General features: G+C 69.6%; 17 protein-coding genes, 1 tRNA gene and 1 pseudogene. 7 read left to right on the top strand and 12 right to left on the bottom strand.

Annotated features, from left to right (window positions below; all coding sequences use genetic code 11):
- Positions 1 to 136: 136 nt before the first annotated feature.
- Entirely contained in the window at positions 137 to 2,590 is a 2,454-nt protein-coding gene (locus DB31_RS21810) for a cation-translocating P-type ATPase (protein WP_044191049.1), read from the top strand.
- A gap of 8 nt (positions 2,591 to 2,598) precedes the next feature.
- Here DB31_RS21810 and hypE read toward each other — a convergent pair whose 3' ends face one another.
- From hypE to DB31_RS21765, 9 genes are all read right to left on the bottom strand, one after another.
- Positions 2,599 to 3,645 carry a hydrogenase expression/formation protein HypE gene (hypE, locus tag DB31_RS21805; RefSeq protein ID WP_044191047.1) on the bottom strand — a complete coding sequence of 349 codons (1,047 nt, stop codon included), beginning with the start codon at positions 3,643 to 3,645 and terminating at the stop codon, positions 2,599 to 2,601.
- Positions 3,642 to 4,736: a hydrogenase formation protein HypD gene (gene hypD, locus DB31_RS21800; RefSeq protein ID WP_044191046.1), complete on the bottom strand. Its 1,095-nt coding sequence runs from the start codon at positions 4,734 to 4,736 to the stop codon at positions 3,642 to 3,644. The genes hypE and hypD overlap by 4 nt, the downstream gene beginning before the upstream one ends.
- Complete coding sequence (locus tag DB31_RS21795; RefSeq protein ID WP_044191044.1) at positions 4,733 to 4,984, bottom strand: HypC/HybG/HupF family hydrogenase formation chaperone; 252 nt, start codon at positions 4,982 to 4,984, stop codon at positions 4,733 to 4,735. Before DB31_RS21795 ends, hypD begins: the two co-directional genes overlap by 4 nt.
- A complete protein-coding gene (gene hypF / locus DB31_RS21790) occupies positions 4,962 to 7,262 on the bottom strand; it encodes a carbamoyltransferase HypF (protein WP_044191042.1) in 2,301 nt (766 codons plus the stop codon). The genes DB31_RS21795 and hypF overlap by 23 nt, the downstream gene beginning before the upstream one ends.
- A 9-nt stretch (positions 7,263 to 7,271) precedes the next feature.
- On the bottom strand, positions 7,272 to 7,613 hold the full coding sequence (locus DB31_RS21785) for a hydrogenase maturation nickel metallochaperone HypA/HybF (RefSeq protein WP_044191041.1): 342 nt from the start codon (positions 7,611 to 7,613) through the stop codon (positions 7,272 to 7,274).
- Positions 7,606 to 8,088 carry a hydrogenase maturation protease gene (locus DB31_RS21780; protein WP_044191039.1) on the bottom strand — a complete coding sequence of 161 codons (483 nt, stop codon included), beginning with the start codon at positions 8,086 to 8,088 and terminating at the stop codon, positions 7,606 to 7,608. Before DB31_RS21780 ends, DB31_RS21785 begins: the two co-directional genes overlap by 8 nt.
- Entirely contained in the window at positions 8,085 to 9,380 is a 1,296-nt protein-coding gene (locus DB31_RS21775) for a Ni/Fe hydrogenase subunit alpha (RefSeq protein WP_044191037.1), read from the bottom strand. Before DB31_RS21775 ends, DB31_RS21780 begins: the two co-directional genes overlap by 4 nt.
- A 110-nt stretch (positions 9,381 to 9,490) precedes the next feature.
- Entirely contained in the window at positions 9,491 to 10,642 is a 1,152-nt protein-coding gene (locus DB31_RS21770) for a 4Fe-4S dicluster domain-containing protein (protein ID WP_044191035.1), read from the bottom strand.
- Positions 10,643 to 10,799: 157 nt separating this feature from the next.
- On the bottom strand, positions 10,800 to 11,438 hold the full coding sequence (locus DB31_RS21765; protein WP_044191033.1) for a CHRD domain-containing protein: 639 nt from the start codon (positions 11,436 to 11,438) through the stop codon (positions 10,800 to 10,802).
- A gap of 107 nt (positions 11,439 to 11,545) precedes the next feature.
- On the opposite strand from DB31_RS21765, the gene DB31_RS21760 reads away from it, so the two are divergent.
- The 3 genes and pseudogenes from DB31_RS21760 to DB31_RS51620 all read left to right on the top strand — a co-directional run.
- Positions 11,546 to 12,463, top strand: a complete 918-nt coding sequence (locus tag DB31_RS21760; protein ID WP_240486806.1) for a LysR family transcriptional regulator — start codon at positions 11,546 to 11,548, stop codon at positions 12,461 to 12,463.
- A gap of 163 nt (positions 12,464 to 12,626) precedes the next feature.
- Positions 12,627 to 14,381, top strand: a complete 1,755-nt coding sequence (gene acsA, locus DB31_RS21755; RefSeq protein ID WP_044191030.1) for an acetate--CoA ligase — start codon at positions 12,627 to 12,629, stop codon at positions 14,379 to 14,381.
- Positions 14,378 to 14,674: pseudogene (locus DB31_RS51620) on the top strand (thiamine pyrophosphate-dependent enzyme); the annotation flags it as partial. The gene acsA and the pseudogene DB31_RS51620, both read left to right, overlap by 4 nt.
- On the opposite strand, the gene DB31_RS51615 reads toward DB31_RS51620, so the two are convergent.
- Together DB31_RS51615 and DB31_RS21745 are read right to left on the bottom strand one after the other, a co-directional pair.
- Positions 14,593 to 14,943: a CBS domain-containing protein gene (locus DB31_RS51615; protein WP_083968613.1), complete on the bottom strand. Its 351-nt coding sequence runs from the start codon at positions 14,941 to 14,943 to the stop codon at positions 14,593 to 14,595. The pseudogene DB31_RS51620 and the gene DB31_RS51615 sit on opposite strands and share 82 nt — an antisense overlap.
- Before the next feature lie 160 nt (positions 14,944 to 15,103).
- On the bottom strand, positions 15,104 to 17,668 hold the full coding sequence (locus DB31_RS21745; protein ID WP_075306120.1) for a cation-translocating P-type ATPase: 2,565 nt from the start codon (positions 17,666 to 17,668) through the stop codon (positions 15,104 to 15,106).
- A gap of 202 nt (positions 17,669 to 17,870) precedes the next feature.
- On the opposite strand from DB31_RS21745, the gene DB31_RS21740 reads away from it, so the two are divergent.
- The 3 genes from DB31_RS21740 (at position 17,871) to DB31_RS21725 (ending at position 21,237) form a co-directional block, all read left to right on the top strand.
- Positions 17,871 to 18,695 carry a TSUP family transporter gene (locus tag DB31_RS21740; protein WP_044191028.1) on the top strand — a complete coding sequence of 275 codons (825 nt, stop codon included), beginning with the start codon at positions 17,871 to 17,873 and terminating at the stop codon, positions 18,693 to 18,695.
- Positions 18,696 to 18,797: 102 nt separating this feature from the next.
- A complete protein-coding gene (locus tag DB31_RS21735) occupies positions 18,798 to 20,540 on the top strand; it encodes a chloride channel protein (protein WP_044191026.1) in 1,743 nt (580 codons plus the stop codon).
- Positions 20,541 to 21,163: 623 nt separating this feature from the next.
- Positions 21,164 to 21,237, top strand: a tRNA-Arg gene (locus tag DB31_RS21725).
- A 114-nt stretch (positions 21,238 to 21,351) separates the two neighbouring features.
- Here DB31_RS21725 and DB31_RS21720 read toward each other — a convergent pair.
- Positions 21,352 to 22,110, bottom strand: coding sequence for a DUF5953 family protein (locus tag DB31_RS21720; RefSeq protein WP_044191024.1), 759 nt, complete (start codon positions 22,108 to 22,110; stop codon positions 21,352 to 21,354).

The following is a 22,110-nucleotide window of genomic DNA, read 5'->3' as shown; positions in this document are numbered from 1 at the left end:
CGTGAGGAGACTCATGAGGGCAGCCTGGGAGGCAGCCCCTCCCAGGGCAACACCGGTCCGGTTCAAGGTGGGGCTGCTGGCGCGGGATGTGAAAAGGGGAGGGGCTGCCACAGTGTCGACCGCTGGAGTCCTTGTCATGGCCGTCACCACCCCGCTGCCTTCCAGCGAGTACCCTCTCCCTGGAGCCATGAACCCGGGATTGACCACCTCAGAGGCCGCACGCCGCCTGCTCGAGTCCGGGCGGAACGAGATTCGCCGGGAGGCCGCTCGGCCCCGCTGGCGCCTCTTCCTGGATCAGTTCCGCTCACCGATGATCGCTCTGCTGATCGCGGCCAGTGTCGCCTCCTTCCTGATGGGGGAGCGGGCGGACGCCATCGCTATTGGCATCATCGTGGTGCTCAACGCGCTCGTCGGGTTCGCTCAGGAATTCAAGGCCGAGCAGGCCATGCAGGCGCTGCGCTCCATGACCGCGCCCCGGGCCCGTGTCCTGCGCGATGGGTACCCCATCGATCTGCCTGCGGCGGAGATCGTCCCGGGAGATGTGCTGCTCCTAGAGGCGGGCGACATTGTGGCCGCGGATGCGCAGCTGCTGGAGGCCTACTCGCTCGCCACGAGCGAGGCGCCGCTCACCGGAGAGAGCGCCCCCGTGGACAAGTCCATCCGGCCCACGCCCGAGGGAACACCCCTGGCGCAGCGCACGGACCGTGTGTTCATGGGAACCGCGGTGTCGCGAGGGACGGGCACGGCGGTGGTGACCGCCACTGGCATGCGCACGGAGCTGGGGCAGATTGCCCACCTGCTTGCCTCCGCCGAGGACACGGAGACGCCGCTGCAACAGCGGCTCAACCGGGTGACCCAGGCGCTGTTGATCGTCTGCGGCGGTATCGTGCTGCTTGTGGCGGCGCTGGGCCTGCTGCGGGGCATGGGCTGGCTGCCCGTGCTGCTCTCGTCCATCTCGCTGGCGGTGGCGGCCGTGCCCGAAGGGCTTCCAGCCGTGGTGACCATTGCCCTGGCGTTGGGCGTGCGGCGGATGGCGAGCCGGCATGCCCTGGTGCGCCGGCTCCAGGCCGTGGAGACGCTGGGCTCGGCGACGGTGGTGTGCACCGACAAGACCGGCACGCTCACCACGGGTAGCATGGCGGTGCGCGAGCTGTGGGGCTCAGATGAGGAGGCGCTCCTCCGGACTGCGGCGTCGTGCTGTGACGCGAGTCTCGGGCCCGAAGGGAAGGAAGGAACAGGAGACCCCACGGAGCTGGCCCTGCTGCGCGCGGCCCTGGAGCGTGGCATCCAGCGCGAGCAGATCGAGCGCGAGAACCCCCGCGTGGCCGTGCAGCCCTTCGACTCCGAGCGGAAGCGGATGTCCGTGCTGCGCGCGGATGGCGTCCTCTCCGTCAAGGGCGCGCCCGAGGTCCTGCTTTCGCGCTGCACCTCTGGCACCGAAGGGGCGCTCGCGAAGGCCGAGGCGATGGCCTCTCGAGGACTCCGGGTGCTGGCCGTGGCTCGGGGCTCGGGTCCGGAGGAGGAGCGGCTCCAGCTGCTGGGGTTGATGGGCATGGCGGACCCGCCCCGGCCCGAGGCCATCGAGGCCGTCGCTGCGGCACGGGCGGCGGGAATCCGCACGGTGATGATCACCGGCGATCACCCCGTGACGGCGCTCGCCATCGGGCGTGAGCTGGGAATCGTTCGCGAGGGCGATGACCCCTCCGAGCTGATCCACGCCCGCGTCACCGCCGAGGAGAAGCTGCGCATCGTCCGGCGCTGGAAGGAGCGCGGCGAGGTGGTGGCGATGACCGGGGACGGCGTGAATGATGCGCCCGCGCTGCGCGAGGCTCACATCGGTATTGCCATGGGGCGCACCGGCACCGAGGTGACGCGTGAGGCCGCGGACATCGTCCTCACCGATGACAACTTCGCCACCATCGTGGCGGCCATCCGCGAGGGCCGCGCCATCTACGAGAACATTCGCAAGACGCTGGTGTATCTGCTCGTGGGCAATGTGGGTGAACTCCTGCTGATGGTCATCGCCCTGCTGATGGGCCAACCCCTACCCCTGGTTCCGTTGCAGCTGCTCTGGATCAACCTCATGACGGACAGCCTGCCGGCGCTGGCGCTGGTGATGGACCCCGCCCGGCTCGAGCTGCTGCAGGCCCCACCGCGCCGCCCCGATGAGCCGATGCTCGGAGGCGCTCAGTGGCGCACCATCTTCGCCGCCGGTGCGCTCGAGGCGGCCGTGGTGCTCGGGGTCTTCCTGTGGGCGGATCCCGCGGCGCACTTGGAGCGGGCCCGCTCGCTGGCGTTCTCCACGCTTGTCTTCGCGGAGCTATTGCGCTCGTTCATCGCCCGGAGTTCCACGCGCATCTTCTGGGAGGTGGGTGTCTTCACCAACCGGGTGCTGCTCGGAGTCATCCTCGTGTCTGTGCTCATCCAGGGGGCGCTCTATGAGATTCCCGCGGTGCGGACCCTCTTCGAGTTGGTGCCTCTGCCCTGGAATGAGATGGTGCTCATGTTCGCGCTCGGTCTCATCCCCGTGACGGCGCTGGAGTTGGCCAAGTTGGTGCGCCGCTGGATCCGCTTGCGCAGGGCGGGGTGAGCGGCGCTTCAGCAGATGCGCGGGAGCTGTTCCCCGGAGAGCAGATCCAAGAGCCGGTGTCCGCCGAGGCGCGTGCGCAGAGACACCCTGCCCGCGGGGCCCTCGGTGACACGCCCAATCCGGGCCGCTGCCACACCGAGGGGATGGCCGCGCAGGGCCGCCAAGGCCACCTCTGCCTGGGGTTCGGGCACGAAGGCCACCATGCGCCCCTCGCAGGCCACGTAGAGGGGATCCAGGCCCAGCAACTCGCAGGCTCCCGAGACCGCCTCGTTCACCGGCACCGAGGTCTCCTCCAAGAGGACACTCACTCCACCATCGAGGGCCAGTTCATTGAGGGCCGAGGCCAGCCCCCCTCGCGTCGTGTCTCGCAGGGCATGCACATCCACCCCCGCGCTGAAGAGCGCCTCCACCAGCGGCGTGAGCGGCGAGCAGTCGCTCTGAACGGGAGTCTCGAAAGCGAGCCCCTCGCGCACCGAGAGGACGGCGATGCCGTGCTGCCCCACGTCTCCAGAGACGAGCACCGCGTCCCCTGGCCTCACGCGCCTCGGGTGGACGGAGCGGCCCTCGGGCACATGGCCCGCGCCCGAGGTGTTGATGAAGAGCCCATCCGCCTTGCCTCGGTCCACCACCTTGGTGTCTCCCGTGACGAGCCTCACGCCGCACTCCCGGGCGGCCTCGCGCATGGAGGCCACCACCCGGCGCAGCTCCTCCATCGCCAGCCCCTCCTCCAGAATGAAGCCCGCGCTCAGGTACAGCGGGCGTGCCCCGGACATGACCAGGTCGTTCACCGTGCCGTACACCGCGAGCTTGCCGATGTCTCCCCCAGGGAAGAAGCGAGGGGTCACCACGTAGGAGTCCGTGGTGAGCGCCAGTCGCTCCGTGCCGAGGGGGACCACCGCGCTGTCATGGCGCTCGGTCCACGCCAGGGCGGGAGGCGGCTCCAGGAAGACCTCCTCGATGAGCTGGCGCATGAGCCGTCCGCCTCCTCCGTGCGCGAGCTGGATGGTGCTGTGCTTCAGCGGTGCGGGGCAGCTCCGGTTCAAGAGGGTGCTCATGGGCCGGTGAACCTCCGGTAGCGGTAGTAGGCCGCACAGGCGCCCTCGGAGGACACCATCGTCGCTCCCAGCGGCGTCTCGGGTGTGCAGCGGGTGCCGAAGGCGGGGCACTCGGGCGGCTTGAGCAGGCCTCGCAACACCGAGCCGCTCCGGCACTCCGCGTCCTCTCGGCCACCCACCGCGGACACGCCGAACTTCCGCTCGGCGTCCCAGTCCGCGTAGGCGGCGCGGAGCCCCAAGCCGCTCGATGGAATGGGGCCGATACCCCGCCACGTGCGGTGCACCACCTCGAACACCGCTTGCAGCATGGCCTGGGCAGGTGCGTTGCCCGGGGGCCGCACGGCGCGGGCGTACTGGTTCTCCACCGCGGCGCGCCCATCCTCCAGCTGCGCCACGCACATGTGGATGCCCTGCAGCAGGTCCAGCGGCTCGAAGCCAGTGACGACGATGGGGACCCGGTACGCTCGCGCCAGCGGGCCGTATGCCTCCATGCCCATGATCGTGCACACGTGGCCGGCGGCCAGGAAGCCATCCACCCGCCGGTTCCGGTCCGCGAGGATCGCTTCCATCGCCGGTGGCACCAGGACGTGGGCCGCCAAGAGCGAGAAGTTGCGCAGCCCCCGCCGCCGCGCCTCGTGCACGGCCATGGCGCTGGCCGGAGCGGTGGTCTCGAAGCCCACGGCGAAGAAGACGACCTCGCGCCCGGGCAGCCGCTCGGCCAGGGCCAGCGCATCCATGGGCGAGTAGACGATGCGCACGTCCGCCCCCGCCGCCTTGACCGAGAGCAAGTCCCGCTCCGAGCCAGGCACTCGGAGCATGTCGCCGAACGAGCAGAACACGACGCCGGGCCGCGAGGCGATGGCCAGCGCCTTGTCCAAGGTCTCCACCGAGGTGACGCAGACCGGGCAGCCAGGACCGTGCAGGAGGGTGAGTCCTGGCGGCAGCAGTTGGTCGATCCCGAAGCGGACGATGGCGTGCGTTTGCCCCCCGCAGATCTCCATCAGCGTCCAGGGCCGCGTCACCCGGGCGTGGAGCGCCTGGACAAACCGGTGGGCCTCCTCCGCGCCTCGGTATTCTTCTACATACCTCATGGGGATTGGCCTCCCAGCTTCTCGGCCGTCTCGCCCAGCTCCTCCAGGTAGGCGAAGACACGCAGGGCTCCCTCCGGATCCACACGGCTGATGGCGAAGCCGGCATGCACCACGACGAAGTCTCCGGGCTGGGCCTCGGGGACATAGGCCAGGCACACCTCCTTGATGACCTGGCCGAAGGCCACGCGCCCCATGCGCAGCGGGCCCTCCACCGTGGACAGCACCTCACCGGGGATGCCGAGACACATCGCGCGCCTCCTCGTAGCGGTATGCCGCGACGGCGAGCTGGCCCAGGGACAGGCTGCCGTCGTTGGGTGGGTACTGCTGGGGTGTCCACACCTCGAAGCCTCGCGAGCGCAGGCGTGCCTGGATGTCCCGCAGCAGGCGCAGGTTCTGGAAGCACCCGCCCGCGAGCACCACGTGGGGCAGGCCCGCCCGCGACGCGATGGCTTCGGCCAGGCTGACCAGCGAGGCGTGGAAGCGGCGGGCCATGAGAGAGGCTGGCGCGCCTTGGGTTCGATCCCCGAGCAGGGCTCGGATGAGAGGCTCCCAGTCCGCCGCAGCAGGCTCGCCGTTCCGCAGTGGGAGAGGGTAGGGCTCCACGGCCGCGTCCTCTCCTGCGGCGAACTCGAGCGCCATGGCGGCCTGGCCCTCGAAGCTCGTCCGCAGCTGGACGCCGGAGAGCGCCGCGACCGCGTCGAACAGCCGCCCCATGCTGGTGGTGAACGGCGACTGGAGCCCTCGCCCGAGCATGGCCAGGAGCACGTCCGCCTCGTGCGCAGTGAAGGCGTCCCGCAGGTGCACGGTGGCCCCAGGCCCCTCCATCGCGTGGAGCAGTCCGAGCGCCGCCCGCCGAGGCTCTCGCTGGGCCTGTTCTCCCCCGGCCAGGCGGAAGGGGCGAAGGTGTGCCACCCGGCGGAACCGCGCGCCTTCGACGATCAGCGCCTCGCCGCCCCACAGCGTGCCGTCTGTTCCCAGTCCTGCTCCGTCCCAGGCGAGCCCGAGTACGGGGCCGGAGAGTCCGTGCTCAGCCATGACCGCCGCGATGTGGGCGTGGTGGTGCTGCACTTGGATGAGTGGGACTCCCCAGCGCTCGCAGAGGCGCTCGCCCAGCCGGGTAGAGGCATAGTCTGGGTGGAGATCGCACGCGACGGCTTCTGGGTGCACCTCGAACAGCCGGAGCAGATCCTCCACGGTGCGCTCCAGGAGCCGTGCGCCCTCGATAGAGCCCAGATCTCCCAAGTGCTGGCTCACCACCGCTTGCTCTCCCACAGTGAGGGCGACGGTTCCCTTCAGGTGGCCTCCAAGCGCCAACAGGTACGGGGGAGCGGCACGGAGTGACAGAGGGAGAGGTGCATAACCCCGGGCTCGGCGCAGCACGAGCGGACCGTTCGGTCCCATCCGCACCACGGAGTCATCGACCGGGCGGAGGATGGGCCGGTCATGCACCAGAAACAGGCTGGCGACTCCGCGCAGCCGATCCAGCGCCTCGCCGGGAGCGGTGCAGAGGGGCTCGTCGGTGAGGTTGCCGCTGGTGCACACCAGAGGGCGCTCCGCCAGATCGAGCAGCATTCGGTGCAGGGGTGTGGAGGGCAGCAGCGCGCCCAGCCATGGGTTGCCTGGAGCCACCGCGTCAGCGACCCATGGCTTCGCGCCGCCGGAGAGGCGCTTGCGGAGGAGCACGATGGGGGCTGCAGGGGAGGTGAGCACCGCCGCTTCCTCCGAGGCCAGCTCGCAGACCGTACGTACCTGATCGAGCGAGGGAAACATCACCGCGAAGGGCTTCTCCAGACGGCGTTTGCGCTGGCGCAGGAGCTCGACCGACGCAGGGACGGTGGCATCTACGAGGAGCTGGAATCCCCCCAGCCCTTGGAGGGCGAGGATTCCTCCGGCGAGCACTTCCTTCACGGCCTCTCGCAGTGCGGCTTCCCCTTCGCGCAGGCAATCCCCCTCGGGGCCAAGCAGCCGCAGCGAGGGGCCGCACGCGGGACATGCGACGGGCTGGGCGTGGAAGCGCCGGTCCCGTGTGTCGCGGTACTCGGCCTCACAGACCGAGCACATCGCGAAGGCCTTCATGGACGTGCGAGCCCGATCGTAGGGCAGGGCTTCAATGATCGTCCACCGAGGCCCGCAGCGCGTGCAGTTGGTGAAGGGGTACTGGAAGCGCCGCGCACTCGTGGAGACCACCTCCTCCAGGCAGTCCGGGCAGGTGGCCAGGTCCGCTGGGATGCTGGGCCGGGGAGGTGCGCTCGGATCGCTCTCGAGGATGCGGAAGCCGAGTTCTCGCTGGAGCGGCAGCGCTTCGACACCCATGTGCTCCAAGCGGGCCGCTGGAGGGGCTTCGCGCTCGAGGGCCCTCTGGAAGTCGCTCACGCGGGGCGCTGGCCCCTCCACCTCGATGCGGACACCGTCGGTGCGGTTGCGGACCCACCCCGACAGCCCCCGGGCCGTGGCCGCCGCGTGGACAAAGGGACGGAAGCCCACGCCCTGCACGACTCCTCGCACGGTGATGGCCAGCCGGATCATGCCCAGTCCTCACTCCACGTCGATGGAGGTGACGGCCAGTCCCGTCTGCCGGAGCTGCTCTCCGTCGGTGCTGCCGCAGGCCGGACACAGCAGGAGGTGGTGCTCGGGGGCATAGGTGCGGTTACAGGCCCGGCAGCGCGCCTCCACGTGGATGAGCTCCAGCAGGAGCCTTGCTCCTTCGGCCTTCGTGCCCCGCGCGTGAGCCGCGAAGTGGAACGAGAGGCTGTCGGGCGACAGCGACTCCGTCTCCGCGACCCAGCCTCGCACCTCGCGCACGCGCGAGGCTCCATGCGCCTTGGCGCGCTGGAGGACCGCATCGAGCATCTGCCGGGCCAGTGACGTCTCATGCATGGCGTTGCTCCTGTTCCAAGAGGGGAAGGGTTCGCAGGATGTGCTCCGCCGCGCGAGGAACAGCGGCGGCCACCTCGGGAGAGAGTCCCTGCTGGAAGCGCGCCGGCCGCGAGATGCTGACGGCGACGAGGTGGATGGAAGGGGACACCGCTCCGGGAGACAGCTGCTGGGCCAGTGCCACCGCCTGCGCCACCCCAAGCCCGTGGGTCGACATCGTGGAGAGTCCCCGCAGCTCCAGCTCCGCGGGCTCCAGGACCCACACCTCGCCCGACGGTGCCGCCAGCACCGCATCCACGAGCACGACCGGGACCGGTGTCTCCAGCAGCGGAAGGAGTGCGCTCGGCTCGGCGGCCACCAACAACTCCACGCCCTCCGGAGCTCCCTGCATTCGCAGGCGTTCGATGACGGCCAGTCCCACCTGATCATCGCCGGCGGCCGCCTGCCCAAGGCCGATGACGCGTGCTTTCTCGCTCATATCTGCTCCCGTTTCAGAGTGAGGAAGTGGGTCGCACACGAGATGCACGGATCGTGGTTGCGGATGGCCCGCTCGGCCAGCAGGGTCGCATCCCCGAGGGGCCGAGTGGCCAGCTCCGGCGCGAGCGTGCGCAGGTCTTCCTCGATGGACAGCTGGTTCTGCGACGTCGGTGGGACGATCCGGGCCTCCTGGATGGTGCCCTCCGAGTCCAGGGTGTAGCGGTGGTAGAGCAGCCCGCGAGGCGCCTCCGTGGCACCCACACCCGTGCCCGCCCGGGGCGGAGTGTCCACGTGAGGCGCGGGGGGTTCCTCGTAGTCCTCGATGAGATGAATGGCTGTGGTGAAGGACTGGAGCACCTCCACCAGCCGCACGAGCAGCGTGCGGAAGGGGTTCCGGCACGGCACGGACAGTCCTACCCAGTGAGCCGCTTCCTGCACCTCGGGCGCCAACTGGTCGAAGTGGAGGTTGAAGCGGGCCAGCGGGCCACACAGGTACGCGCCCCTCCCCACGCGCCGGGCGTGCAGCGCGCTCGAGTACGGCACCTGCTCCTCCACGAAATGCGCGTCCCACTCGCCCACAGGGATGTCCAGCCCCTCGGAGGAGACGAGCCGCTCTCCCAGCAGTGGATACTCATGGGGGTGGCTCAGGGAGACGAACTCGTAGGGGCGCTCGAATGCGGGGAAGGGGAAGCGGGCCATCCATTCCAACGCCTCCATCGTGGCGTCACGTCCCCGGCGCAGCTCCGGCAGGTGGGCCTCCAATTCAGCCCGCCGAGGCACACGGTAGAAGCCGCCCACGCGCACGTTGATGGGGTGGATGGACCGGCCCCCCAGGATGGACATGAGCGTGTTCCCCGCCTTCTTGATGCGCAGGCCTCGCTGCACCCACTCGCCGTGCTCCTTCGCCATGGAGAGGGCGTCCGGGTAGCCCAGGAAGTCGGGCGCGTGCAGCAGGAAGACGTGGAGGGCATGGCTCTCGATCCACTCGCCGCAGTACAGCAGCCGCCGCAGATCCCGGAGCGGCCCGTCCACGTGCACGCCCAGCGCGGCCTCCACCGCGTGGCAGGCGCTCAACAGGTACGCCGCCGGGCAGATGCCGCAGATCCGCGAGGTGATGTCCGGTGCCTCCAGGTACGAGCGCCCACGCAGCAGCGCCTCGAAGAAGCGCGGAGGCTCGAAGATGGCCAGGCGCACGTCCGTGGCCTTATCGCCCTCCAGGCGCAAGATGAGCGAGGCCTCTCCCTCCACGCGCGTGAGGTAGTCCACCTGGAGGGTGCGCGTCTTATTCGTCATGGCGCTGGCTCTCCTCCCGGAACGCTGGGGCGTTGGCGTTGTCCGGGAGAGAGCCCGCGCAGGAAGGGATGCTGCTCGAGAGGAGGAAGGGGCGAAGTCATGGGCTCCTCTCAGGCGCTGCTCCGGGCTCCATCGGCGGCGCGGATGGCGGCCACCTCTTCGGTGATGTCGATGCCCACGGGACACCAGGTGATGCAGCGCCCGCAGCCGATACACCCAGAGGTGCCGAACTGATCCCACCAGCTCGCCAGCTTGTGCGTGTGCCACTGCCGGTAGCGGCTCCGGATGCTCTGGCGGACGTTGCCCCCGTGCAGATGGGAGTGCTCCAGGGTGAAGCACGAGTCCCAGCGGCGCCACCGCTCGGCCACCTCGCCTCGCAGGTCCGAGGTGTCCTCCACCGTGGAGCAGAAGCAGGTGGGGCACACCAGCGTGCAGTTGGTGCAGGCCAGGCAGCGCTGCGCCACGTCGTCCCAGCGCGGGTGCTCCAGGTTGCGGTAGAGCAGTCCCTTGATGTCCGTGGTGTCCATCGTGCGGCCCATGCGCTGGGCGGTTCGCTCCACCACCGCGTCCGCCGTCCGGAGGTCCTCCTCCGAGGCCGCTCCAGCTCCCAGCCGCGCCAACAGCGCCGCTCCCCGCTCGCTGCCCGCCTCCGCCAAGAAGCGGTGCTCGCCCTCAAGCAGCTCGGTGAGGGCGATGTCGAACCCGAAGGTGACGCGGGGGCCGGTCCGCATGGACACGCAGAAGCAGGTGCCTCCCGCCTGCCCACAATTGACGGCCACGACGAAGAGCCGCTCACGCCGGGCCGCATAGTCCGGATCCCGATAAGGGCCCTCCAGGAAGGTCCGGTCCTGTACGGCGATGGCGTGCAGATCACAGGAGCGGGCTCCAATGAGGGCCAGCCGGGGCGGCGCTGAGGGCTCGCTCTCGACGCGGAAGCCCTCCTCCTGGCGATGTGCGCTCATCAGGCGCAGCCGCGGGACGAACAGCAGGTGCTTCCAGGACTTGGGCCCCACCGAGTAGCCGAAGAGCGCCTCATCCTCGCGCCGCGCCAGCCTGTACCTCCCGGCCTCTTGAACCTCCGTCCACCCGCGGGGCAGGTCCTTCACGCCGGAGATTCCCTCGTGGACGAGGGCTTCATCTCGCACGGTGGGCCCGACGAGCTGCCATCCCTCGTTCCGCAGCGCCATCAGCAGCGCCTCGAATTGCTCCAGGGAGAGCCGGGCATGTCCCTTCTCCGGAGCGGATGCGGCGACCTCAGGCATGGCACCTCCAGCGCGAGCACAGTCCCGCGACAGGGGGCAGACCTTGGGCTGGGGCGCTGGAGCCCTCAAGCCATCCCGAGGGCAAACTTACGAGTCTCAACGAGTCGATCGGGGGCCCGTTCAGTTTCAGTCCAGGGCTCGTACTTCGCGCCTGGGGCTACTCCTCCTTGGCTGGGTAGAGCTGGCCGCGCATCTCCCCGTAGTACGTGTGAGCCTTGGTGTGGAGGTTGAAGTAGAGCACGCCCTTGCGCGCCAGGTACTCGAGCCCCGCGATCGTCTTGGTCTGGGCCAGGAAGCCTAGCTCCGCCGGGCAGCTCTCGGGCAGCGAGGGCTTCAGGCTCTTGGGCATGTCCTTGACGAAGAGGACATTCTTGTTGGTGAGCTCCAGGGTCATCTTGCCGTTGGCCAGCTTCTTCGCGGGGCTCTCGGACTCGCCAAAATCCACGATGATGGGGCCCAGGACTCCCGGAGGGCCGCAGTGGATGTGGAACATGAGGATGTCCGCCGCGTTGACCCCTTGGATCTCGACGTCCACATAGGCCTTGCTCAGGTCCTTGGCGAACCGGATCTGCCCATAGCCGCGAGACTTGCGGTTCTCGCGCGGCGTCGAGGGGGCGGTGGCCCCGAGGCTCTTCTCCAGTGCCTTCGGCGTCTCCGACTCCTCGCCCGGCTCCTGGGCGGGGCTCATGTAGGCTTCGTAGACCGTGTAGGTGGTCGCGCCGAGGGCCGGATCCTTGGCCAGGGCGGGCAGCGTGAACAGAGCGAGGGGGAGGGCGAGGAGGACGGGGGTGCGCATGGGGCATTCCACCTGTGGGAAGTTGGACGCTCTCTTCGTACTCGCGGCGGCGCACGAGGGATGGCCGAAGACGGACATGCGGTGTCCAAACTCTGTGCAGTGCGGGCGTGGCACTTCATTCCTGGCAGCGAGGCAAGCGCATGGATCTGGAAGAGCTGAGGGCCTTTCTCGACGTCGCGGAGACGGGGTCCTTTCTGGCGGCCGCTGAGTCGCTGGGCGTGTCACGCACCACCCTGCGCCGCCGGGTCGAAGCCCTGGAGGCGCGCGCGGGCGTGCCGCTCCTCAAGAGCACGCGGCAGGGCATCCTCTTGACCGAGGCCGGGGAGGTGCTCGCCCAGCGTGGGCGGATCATGATGCAGGAGACGAGCGCGCTGCTGGCCTCCATCCGTGAGGTGGGCCATGAGCCCTCGGGCACGCTCCGGGTGGTGATGCCCGTGGGGCTGCCGCCGCACTTGCTCACGCCGCTCTTCGGAGCGTTCCGGAGCACCTATCCGTTGCTCCACGTCCACGCCCGCTTCAGTGCCGATCCCCTGGGCGAGCCGCTGGACGACGTGGACATAGCGGTCCACTTTGGCGAGGACACGCCGCGGGGGCCGTGGCTCTCTCAGGTGGTGCTGCGGGTGCGCGAGGGGCTGATCGCCAGCAGGGACTACCTGGAGCGGAATGGGACGCCGCGCTCGTTGGAGGAGCTGCAAGGCCACGAGCTCTTCTCCTGGGAAGCGCCAGGAGGGGATGCACGCTCCTGGCCCACGCTGCGCGGGCCGTCGATCCGGGTCGAGCCGGCGCTCATCACGGCGGACATCCACTTCATCCGCTCCTGCTGCATCGCGGGGTTGGGGATCGGCCTGGTCCCCAGCGCGGACCTGCCCGATCCCGGCGTTCCCGAAGATCTGTTGGTGCCCGTGCTGCCCACCGTGGTGGGGCGTGAGCGCGCGCTCCGAATCAGCGTGCCCGAGGCGCTCTCGGAGATTCCGAAGATCAAGCAGGTGCTCATGCATCTCCGCCGGGTGCTGGAGCCTCTGTGAGCCCCGTTCCGGCGGTGGGGCGCCGGAGCCCCTGGGCCGTCCGCTGAAGGACGATCTCCCCGGCTCCGCGTCCGGGATGACCTGCCAACACGCGTGGGCTACTTCTTCTCCTCGCCCGGCCAGGGCTCCCTGCGCCGGAGCGGCGAGGACGGTGGGGCCAGCGATGGACGAGCGGATGATCCGCAAGCTGCACCCAGACTGGCGCGGCGCACCCAACATGCCCAGCTACGAGGCGGCGCGTGCGTCCTTTTCCTGGGAGGCCGCGGAGCGCGAGCTGGCCGGGCTCCCCGATGGACGAGGTCTCAACATCGCCCACGAGGCTGTGGACCGGCACATCCTGGAGGGACGGGGAGGGCGGCAGGCGCTTCGCTGGCTGGGCCGCCATGGCGAGCGCAGGCTCCTCACCTATGCAGAGCTCTCGGCCTGGACGAGCCGCTTCGCCCACGTGCTCGCGGGCTTGGGCCTCTCACCCGGCGAGCGCGTCTTCTCGCTGCTGGGGCGCATCCCCGAGCTCTACATCACCGCGCTCGGCACACTGAAGCACCGGGCCGTCTTCTGCCCCTTGTTCTCTGCCTTTGGCCCCGAGCCCATCCGCGCCCGCCTCCAACTCGGCGGCGCCCGCGTGCTGGTGACGACGGAGGCCCTCTACCGCAAGAAGGTGGCGCCGCTGCGCGGCTCGCTCCCGGAGCTGAGGCACGTGCTCCTCGTGGACGGAGAGGCGGGGGAGGGCACCCAGGCGCTCCTGGCGCTCCTGGAGCGTGCCCGTGACTCCTACACGATTGGCCCCACTGCTCCCGAGGACATGGCCCTGCTGCACTTCACCAGCGGCACCACCGGCACTCCCAAGGGCGCCATTCATGTCCACCGCGCGGTGCTCGCCCACCACGTCACTGGGACGCTCGTCCTGGACTTCCACCCGGACGACATCTTCTGGTGTACCGCCGATCCTGGCTGGGTGACGGGTACCTCGTACGGCATCATCTCTCCGCTGACGCACGGCCTCACCTGCGTGGTGGACGAGGCGGACTTCGACGCCGAGCGCTGGTACCGCATCCTCCAGGACGAGCGCGTCACGGTCTGGTACACGGCGCCCACAGCGGTGCGGATGTTGATGAAGGCCGGTGAGGCGCTGCCCCGCCGCTTCAACCTCGGCACCCTGCGCTTCATCGCCAGCGTCGGAGAGCCCCTCAATCCGGAGGCAGTCCTCTGGGGACAGCAGGCGCTCGGGCTGCCCATCCACGACAACTGGTGGCAGACGGAGACGGGCGGAATCATGGTGGCCAACTACGCCTCCATGAACATCAAGCCGGGCTCCATGGGCCGGCCGCTGCCAGGGGTGGAGGCCGCTATCGTCCGGCGTGGGCCCGACGGGAGCGTGGAGCCCGTGGACACGCCCAACACCGAGGGGGAGCTCGCGCTGCGTCCGGGCTGGCCCTCCATGTTCCGCGGCTACCTTCACGAGGAGGAGCGCTACCGCAAGTGCTTCGCCAGCGGCTGGTACCTCAGCGGCGATCTCGCCCGGAAGGACGCGGACGGCTACTTCTGGTTCGTGGGGCGTGCCGACGATGTGATCAAGTCGATGGGCCACCTCATTGGTCCGTTCGAGGTGGAGAGCGCGCTGCTCGAGCACCCCGCCGTGGCCGAGGCGGGTGTCATCGGCCGGCCCGAGCCCACCATCGGCGAGGTGGTGAAGGCCTTCGTCTCCCTCAAGGAGGGCTTCACCCCCGGGGAGGCGCTGCGCCGGGAGCTGCTTGCCCACGCGCGCACGCGGCTGGGCGCGGTGGTCGCCCCCAAAGAGCTGGAGTTCCTGCCCACACTGCCGCGCACGCGCTCGGGGAAGATCATGCGCCGGCTGCTCAAGGCCCGCGAGCAGGGTCTGCCCGAGGGGGATACCTCCACCCTGGAGGCCTCGCCATGAGCGAGAAGCCCCCTCCCACGCTGGCACCCACCCGGGACGAGGCGCTCGGCTGGCTGCGGCAGATGCAGCTCATCCGCCGCTTCGAGGAGGCGAGCGCCCAGGCCTACAGCGCGGGGAAGATTCGCGGCTTTCTTCACCTCTATATCGGTGAGGAGGCCTGCGCGGTGGGCGCCTTGCGCGCGCTCCAGCCGGAGGACGCCATCGTCTCGCACTACCGCGAGCACGGGCACGCCCTGGCGCGCGGAGTGCCCGCCCGGGCCATCATGGCGGAGATGTTCGCGAAGGTGGTGAAGACCACCTCGTCGATCCGTTCGGTGTCACGGGCCACCACGGGGTTGGCGCTCATCACCTCGCGGATGGAGGTGGTGCCTGGATCTCGCCGCTCGTTCAGGACGCGGCAGACGATGTCGCGGTCTGTCAGGATGCCGACCGGCTGTCCCGAGTCCTCCACGACGACGAGGGCACCGACGTGCTGCTGGGTCATTCGCTCGGCTGCCGCCTGGACCGTCTCGGTTGCCAGGGCGGTGGCCACCTGCTTCCGACAAAAGCGTTCGAGTGACATACAGAAGAGTAGGGCCTTCGGGAGCCCAGGGGAGAGTGGGTGGACCAAGTGTCCTGCCGCCCGAGTGCTCCGGTGTTGGGGCTGAAGGCTACAGGGGGTGGACGGGGCAAGGCCGCCCTCCCTGCGGCCCCCCGGATGCCTCGCGAGCGCGAGGAGCAGTTCATCCGTGCGTTTGCCTCGGCCATTTGAAACCTGACCGGCGACTGGGCCTGGGCGTGCCTGGCGGCACTTGAGGGGTGGGCCTCGGGCGCTGCCACGGGAGGAAGAGTCGAGGCAGGAGCGGTAGGCACGCCATGGCTCCTCCCGCGATGGCCCACCCCCAATCCATAACGTGCAGGGGTGAGAGGTGCAGCAGACGCGCCAGGGCAGGCACCTGGACGAGCACCAGGGCGCTGGCCAGCGTGGCCGCGCAGATGAGCTTGGCCAGACGGGTCCGCAGGCCGCTGAGGAGCGCACAGAAGCCAGCGCTCGCCACGGTGAGCGCCACCATCGCCATGGCCCGGGCGTGCTCCACGTTGCGATGGCCGCCCAAGCTCCACTCGTAGCCCAGCACCATCACGCCCACCAGCACGACACTGGACACGCAGACGGCGGCCCAGTCGCCGCGCGAGAAGAAGCGCACCTGGACAGGACGCTCGGAGGGCCGCAGCGCCTCGGGACTCGCCGCGTCCTGGAACGCCAGCAGGGCCGTGGGGTGGATGATGAGCTCGAGCCAGATGACGTGGATGGGCATGTACAGCAGCGGGTAGCCCGCCAGCGGAATCAAGGCCGCCGTCACCACCAGGGGGATGTGGATGAGCAGCAGGTACTGGAAGCTCGTGCGCAAGTTGTGGAAGAGCTGCCGGCCTTCAGCAATGGCTCCAACGATGCTGTGGAGGTTGTCGTCCAGCAGGACGATGGAGGCCACCTCGCGAGCGCTGCGCGTGCCACGCTCGCCCATCGCGATGCCCACGTCCGCGGCCTGGAGCGCGGGCACATCGTTCACCCCATCGCCCGTGACCGCCACCACCTCTCCGGAGGCCTGCAGCGCACGCACCAGCTCCAGCTTCTGCGCAGGAAGCGTCCTCGCGATGATGTCCAGGTTTCGAGGGAGAACGCCGCCCGTCTGGCTCAGCCGGGCCTCCAGCTCCTCTCCGAGCAGGAGGCTGGGAGCTTCACCTCCCAGGCCGATCTCCCGTGCCACCGCGCGGGCCGTCTCCGGGTGATCTCCCGTCACCATCACCAGGTGAATCCCCGCGCGGTGGCAGGCGGCGATGGACTCGGCCACGCCTGGGCGGACGGGATCCGCGCAGACCACCAGACCCAGGAAGCGCAGGCCACGCAAGGGCTCTCCGCCGAGCCAGCCGTGGGCGTCGAGCCGCTGCTCCGCGCACGCGATCACCTTCCGCCCCTGCGCCGCCTGCGCCTCCACCTCGTGCCTCCACTCCGCGCGCTCCTCGGGCGAGAGCGTACACGCCGCCAGCACTACCTCGGGCGAGCCCTTGGTGAAGGCCCAGAGGCCATCGTCCTCGCGCACCACGGCGGTCTCCCGGCGCCGCTCCTCGGTGAAGGGGAAGAGGGCCAGCACCTCGGAGGGAGGCGCCGTGGGCCCTTGGGCGCTGGCGGCGGCGGCGATCGCCCCATCCAGCGGATCGCCGTTCTCCGGACGCGAAGCCCGGGACGCGGCATGCAGCAGCCGGGCGGGAGACACCTGAGCCATGGGCAGGCAGCTGGCGACGCGGAGCTGTCCCTCGGTGAGGGTGCCCGTCTTGTCCATGCAGATGCAGGTGACGCGGCCGATGTTCTCCACCGACACGGCCCGCTTCACGAGGGCTCGGCGGCGTGCGAGCCGGTACACCCCCGAGCCCAGGAAGAAGGTGAGGGCCACGGGGAACTCCTCCGGGAGTGCCGCCACCGCCAACGTGGCCGCGCTCACCATCGCATCCAGCCAGCCGTAGCCCTGGCGCCAGCGCACGAAGGCGAGGACACCGCAGAAGGACGCCGCGGCGGCCAGGAGGATGGCCACCAACCCCTGAACGGCGGCCTGCAGGGGCGTTCGGGCCCGCTGGTGGCGCGTGGCCGTCCGGGTGATCCGCCCATAGAGCGTCTCCTCGCCCGTGAAGACGGCCCGGAGAACCGCGCGTCCGGTGAGCAGCCGTGTCCCCGCCAGTCCCCAGTGCGTCCACTCCACCAGGGGATCGTTACCCGGTGGGAGCTCGCCGCGGAGGGGCCGCTTGCGCACGGGCTGAGACTCGCCCGTCAGCGACGACTCCTCCGTCTGGAGGCCCTCGCCCGCCACCACCAGTCCGTCGGCGGGGAAGGGCTCTCCCGCGGCCACCTCCACCAGATCCCCCACCACCACATCCGTGGCCTCCACCCGCTGCAGCGTGCCTTCTCGCAGGACGACGGCGTGTTCGGCCAACTGGTGGCTCAAGCCCTCCATCGAGGCGCGCGTCCGGTGGTGGAGCCAGGCGTCCATCCCCGCCAGCGGCACGATCGCGGCCAGCAGCGTCCAGCCCTCCACTGGCTGTCCCAGGACGAGGTAGAGCACGCTGGTGCACACCAGGAACCAGAGCATGGGATCGCTCACGGTGTTCCGGCACAGCTCGGCCCAGGTGTAGGAAGGCGCCTCGAGGATGTTGTTGCGCCCATAGCGCTGTCGGCGCGCGGCCACTTCGGCCTCGCTCAGACCGCGAGTGCTGTCCAGAGGCTCTGGGAGACGGGAGCGAGGGAGGGGAAGGCGCATGGTCCAGCCACAACCTGGGCACCCCGAGGGAGGCGGGCATCGTCCGCTCTGCCCTGATGACCACCGGACGCATTCTTGCCCCACAGTGGCTCCACCCCCGTTTCCGAGCAGGCGGGCACATACCTTCCATGACTCAGACTCGCGCCGCGGGTTGTCGACGGGGAGCGGAAGAGGGAAGGTGAGGGCGCCTTCTCCTGGCGCGATGACTCCCTTTCTCTTCGTCACCGTGGTGTTCGCCATCTCCGTCACCGCGGGGCTGCTGGGCTCGCTGCTGGGGCTGGGGGGTGGGCTCATCCTGGTTCCCGTCCTCACGCTGCTGCTCAAGGTGGACATCCGCTATGCGGTGGGGGCCTCCATCGTGTCCGTCATCGCCACCTCCAGTGGGGCCGCCGCGGCTTATGTGAGGGACCGGCTGGCGAACCTGCGCGTGGCCATGTTCCTGGAGATGGCGACCACAGCGGGGGCGCTCACGGGAGCCTTCCTCGCGGGCGTGGTGGGTGGGCGTGGGCTGTACCTCGTCTTCGGCTTGGTGATGGGGTACTCGGCCTTGGCGATGCTGCGCAAGCTGGGGGCGCGAGCGGATGCTCCGGTGCCACCGGATGCGCTGGCGGACCGGCTGGCGCTGCACAGCAGCTACTTCGACGAGGCCACCGGCCGCGAGGTGGACAACCGCGTCACCCGGCCGCTCACCGGGCTGGCGCTCATGTACGCGGCGGGGACGGTGAGTGGGCTGCTGGGCATCGGCTCGGGCGCGCTGAAGGTGCCAGCCATGGACCTGGCCATGCGGCTGCCCCTGAAGGTGTCCACGGCCACCAGCAACTTCATGATCGGGGTAACGGCGGCGGCCAGCGCAGGCGTCTACTTCGCGAGAGGGGACATCTTGCTCGTGATGATGGCGATCCCCGTGGCGCGGGTGGCGCTGTCGCTCCTCATCTTCCGGCAGCAGCGGGACCGCGCGTTTGTCTGGGTGACGTCGGTGGTGCTCACGTTGCTGGCGCTGTCCTTCCTGCTCGGCCGAGCGGAGTGAGGGGGGCTCGGCGTCTCGCCGGGTGACACTGTAAGCAGACGGGCGGCCGTCCCGCATGGGCTGTCGGCCCTCCCTAGATTGAGGGACGTGGCGACACTCTCGATGCCCACTCCCAGGCTGGAACCGTTCCGCGGCTTCCGCTCACGACTCCGTAACACCTTGCGTGGCCTGGTCCGGGCCGAGCGCCGGTTCTGGCTGCTCGTCGCCCTCGTGGGGCTCATCTCGGGGATGGGGGCAGTGGTGCTGCTCAAGGTGCTGCGCTTCACCCAGCACCTCTTCTGGGGGAGCGAGGCGGAGGGGTTCCTCTCGGGCGTCATCGCCTCGCCGTCCTGGAGGCGCTTCCTCGTCCCGGTGCTGGGCGGCGCCCTGGTCTCGCTGGTGACGCTCCTCATCGGCCAGCCGCTGCGAGGGCACGGAACCGCCGGCATCATCGAGTCCATCTGGGTCAAGTCGGGCCGGCTGTCCCTGCCTCGGGCGCTGCTGAGGGGCCTGGTCTCTATCGTCGCGGTAGCGCTCGGGGCGCCTCTGGGCCGCGAGGGCGCGCTGCTGCAGACGGGTGCGGCGAGTGGCTCCTTCCTGGGGCACTGGCTGAGGCTGGGGCCGGGGCAGGCCCGGTTGCTGGTGGCGTGTGGCGCGGCGGCGGGGGTGGCCTCGGCCTACAACGTGCCCATCGGCGCGGCCCTCTTTGGCCTGGAGGTGCTGCTGGGCTCGTTCGCGCTGGAGCTGTTCGGTCCCATCGTCCTGGCGTGCGTGGTGGCCACCCTCGTGTCGCGGATCCTCATCGCGGATCACCCCAGCTACGTCATCCCTCACTATGTGATGCACCCGCGCGAGCTGCTGCTGGCCGTGCTCCTGGGCGTGCTCCTGGGGGGCGCCTCCGCGCTTTATGTGCGCGGCATCAACGTGCTGTCGGACCTGCTCGATCGGGTCCCTCGGAAGCTCACACCCTTCCTGCCACTGGGAGCGATGACACTGGTGGGGCTGGCGGCCGTGTGGCTGCCGCACCTGCTGGGAAATGGCTATGACGCGGTGAACGCGGCACTGCTGGGGAAGCTGTCGCTGGTGCTGCTGGTGGTGCTGCCCCTGGCGAAGCTGCTGGCGACGTCGCTCTGCGCGGGGGCGGGGGTTCCGGGCGGGCTCTTCACACCCTCGCTCTTCTATGGAGCACTGCTGGGCGGCGCCTTTGGCCAGGTCATGCAGTACGTGTGGCCCGGAGGAGCCCCGAGTGGGGCCTATGCCTTGCTTGGGATGGGGGCGGTGCTCGCGGGGACCACGCATGCGCCCGTGTCGGCGGTCCTCATCATCTTCGAGCTGACGGGGGACTACGGGCTCATCCTTCCGCTGATGCTGGGGGCCTTCCTGGCGACGATGATCAGCCGACGGCTGGAGCCCGAGTCGCTCTATACGTCCGTGCTCAGCCGCCGCAACGTGCGCATCCCCGAGAGCGTTCCACACTGGCTGCGCGAGGAGGGGACCCGGGCCATGTTGATGCCGGTGCGGGACCGCGTCCCGCCGTCGGCTTCGTTCCAGGAGATCGTCGTGTTGCTGCTGGAGCAACCCTCGGGGGCGGACCTCTACGTCACGGACGAGGAGGGCCGGTACCTGGGGACAATCACGCTGGACGAGCTCAAGGGCCACCTGCCGGACTACTCGCTGTTGGGAGCGACCATCGCGGCGGACGTGATGGATCGGCACCTCCGGCCCGTGACGCCGGACCTCTCCCTGTCCGAGGTGGCGGCGCGCTTTGCCACGACACCGCTCGAGCGCCTGCCTGTCGTCGACACCGAGCGGAGGTTGCTCGGCACGATTTCCAAGAGCGATGTGTTGAAGCAAGGGCGCTTCTGACATGGACACTGTGGACACAGGGATGGAGGAGGACCGTGCCCGCGTGGCGGGCATCGTGCTCATGTTCCTCTTGAGCGCGGTCTTGGTCGTGGTGCTGCTCAGGACGCGGCCACCGGGGGCGCAGGGGACTCGAGAGGCCCCCCGGCAGAGCGTCCCAGGGGCAGAGGTACAGCCCGCTCCACAGGCTCCAGGTGAGGCCTCGTCCGGTGCAGCGGATTACTACCGAGGCTGGCCTCTCTTCGAGGGGTGGCCGTTGCCCCAGCTTCCCTCGGGCGGCGGGGGAGGGCGCGCTCCGCAGGCGCCGGAGCCGAGGTTCGCTCCCTCGAGCCCGCCGGCGGAGACTCATCCCTCGCCCTAATGGCAAGGGATGAAGGGCCGGGAAGCCCAGCGCCGTCAGGAGGGTGACGTCGCCAGCGGTGTGCCTTCCTGAGGGAGCATGACTTGGCCGCTCCCCGAGGCCCTCGGCCGGCAGCCCGGCCCTATGGCGGACAGGGCCCTGGGGACTGGAGGGGGCGCCGAGTGCTGGAAAGTGGAAAGGGCGTTTCCGGGTCGTGGGTTGTGGGATTGCGTGCTTGCGTCAGCGGGGGAAGTCGGCTAGTTGTCCCCTCGGTTGCAGGCCTCCTGCGCGATTAGCTCAGCTGGATAGAGCGTTGGCCTCCGGAGCCAAAGGCCACAGGTTCGAATCCTGTATCGCGCGCTGGTGGAAGGGGCTGGAATCCCTGAGGAAATCCCTCGGAGGTTCCAGCCCCTTCGCTTTTCCGGGGCCGCAGATGAGTAGCTCGCGGCCCCCGTCGAAAAGCCCCGGTCCAGTTCAGGGCGTTGAACGTCCACCGATCTCCGGGAAGCGCTCGTAGGCCCGCTTCAGCGCGTCCAGATGGGCGGGGTTATCGAGATCGAGCGGCGCATCCGTGAGCTTCACAACCCACCCGCCTGTCGCCGTGCTCTGCGCCCTAGAGAGCAACTCGGCGTCGCGAGCAGGGTCCGGGAACGCGATGGCTTGTGCAGTGGCGGCTGACCAGTAGTTGAGCCACCCGAGGCGATGCGGAATCTCAGGCGAGCGGATTTTCTCTGGGAGCTTGAGCGCTGGCAGGCCCCGGGGTGGCCTTGGCGAGCCCGCCAGCGTGGGGCTCGTCTGCTCCGCGATGTCCCCCGCCGCGCGCTTCGGCGTGGCATGCCCCCACAGCGCGCGTGCACCCTCCGCTACCTCTTCGAGCACCTTCCCCGCTGCCGCGATACCCGCAGCGTCCAGGGGCCACTTCGCATGAACTTCAAACTGTGGCTGCCCACCAGGATTCTGGCTCGCCGGTGTTTCCCTGCGAGAGATCGTCACGAAGTGACCCTCATCGCCATTGCAGAGCAGCGGAAATCTTCCATCGGTCGTCTTGGCCGTGCCCCACGCATCGCGCTGCGGTGCTGGGATGAACCGACCCTCGTCAGAAATCGTCCACGACAGGTGCAAGCCGGGAAGCGCGCGTTCCATTCCACGAATAACGGCCAAGGTGCGGCTGCCATCGCTGCTGAGCGCAGGCGCATAGACGACAAGAAGGAAGGAGTCTGGCGAGGCGGCCAT

It is taken from the genome of Hyalangium minutum, assembly GCF_000737315.1.
In the GTDB taxonomy this organism is placed as follows: Bacteria; Myxococcota; Myxococcia; order Myxococcales; family Myxococcaceae; genus Hyalangium; species Hyalangium minutum.
The sequence above is the reverse complement of the archived record's forward strand: the minus strand, read 5'-3'. Positions and strand labels throughout refer to the sequence as shown.